Genomic DNA, 944 nt, shown 5'->3' with positions numbered 1-944 from the left:
CATAGCGTAAGCTAGTAAGATCCCTGAAAGATGATCAGGTTGATAGGTTCGAGGTGGAAGCATGGTGACATGTGGAGCTGACGAATACTAATAGATCGAGGACTTAACCATATAATATGTAGCAATGTTATCTAGTTTTGAAGGAATATATATTTAAAATTCCTTTTGACATTCTGAAAAGAATGTGTATAATGATAAAAGTCTGGTAATGATGGCAGAGAGGTCACACCCGTTCCCATACCGAACACGGAAGTTAAGCTCTCTAGCGCCGATGGTAGTTGGGACCTTGTCCCTGTGAGAGTAGGACGTTGCCAGGCTTATATTATTCCGCAGTAGCTCAGCGGTAGAGCTATCGGCTGTTAACCGATCGGTCGTAGGTTCGATTCCTACCTGCGGAGCCATTATGCTTCCATAGCTCAGCTGGTAGAGTACTTCCATGGTAAGGAAGAGGTCACCGGTTCAAGCCCGGTTGGAAGCTTGGAAAAGTTTTTAAATTTTTGGCCCGTTGGTCAAGTGGTTAAGACACCGCCCTTTCACGGCGGTAACACGGGTTCGAATCCCGTACGGGTCACCACTTTTGGAGGATTAGCTCAGCTGGGAGAGCACCTGCCTTACAAGCAGGGGGTCGGCGGTTCGATCCCGTCATCCTCCACCATATATGTTTAAATGTCGGAGGGGTAGCGAAGTGGCTAAACGCGGCGGACTGTAAATCCGCTCCTTCGGGTTCGGCAGTTCGAATCTGCCCCCCTCCACCATTTTCTTAAAAATAACCTGAAAGGGTTTATTTTTTTGAGAAGATAACCATACTAGTAAATATTAATGGGCTATAGCCAAGCGGTAAGGCAACGGACTTTGACTCCGTCATGCGCTGGTTCGAATCCAGCTAGCCCAGCCATTTACGAGCCATTAGCTCAGTTGGTAGAGCATCTGACTTTTAATCAGAG

6 tRNA genes and 2 rRNA genes are annotated in these 944 nt (G+C 46.9%); all 8 read left to right on the top strand.

The window, feature by feature from the left end:
• Positions 1–111 (top strand): 23S ribosomal RNA (locus H6481_RS28190); the annotation flags it as partial.
• Positions 112–201: 90 nt separating this feature from the next.
• Positions 202–317, top strand: a 5S ribosomal RNA gene (rrf, locus tag H6481_RS28185).
• Between the two features lie 9 nt (positions 318–326).
• A tRNA-Asn gene (locus H6481_RS28180) sits at positions 327–401 on the top strand.
• 4 nt (positions 402–405) lie between these two features.
• Positions 406–478, top strand: a tRNA-Thr gene (locus H6481_RS28175).
• Positions 479–499: 21 nt separating this feature from the next.
• A tRNA-Glu gene (locus H6481_RS28170) sits at positions 500–574 on the top strand.
• Between the two features lie 5 nt (positions 575–579).
• Positions 580–655: transfer RNA gene (locus H6481_RS28165), tRNA-Val, on the top strand.
• A 16-nt stretch (positions 656–671) separates the two neighbouring features.
• A tRNA-Tyr gene (locus H6481_RS28160) sits at positions 672–755 on the top strand.
• Positions 756–820: 65 nt separating this feature from the next.
• Positions 821–895 (top strand) — tRNA-Gln (locus H6481_RS28155).
• The last annotated feature ends 49 nt before the right edge of the window (positions 896–944 follow it).

The organism is Bacillus sp. ME78 (assembly GCF_903970865.1).
Taxonomy (GTDB): domain Bacteria; phylum Bacillota; class Bacilli; order Bacillales; family Bacillaceae_G; genus Bacillus_A; species Bacillus_A cereus.
This window is presented reverse-complemented; position numbering and strand designations above follow the sequence as displayed.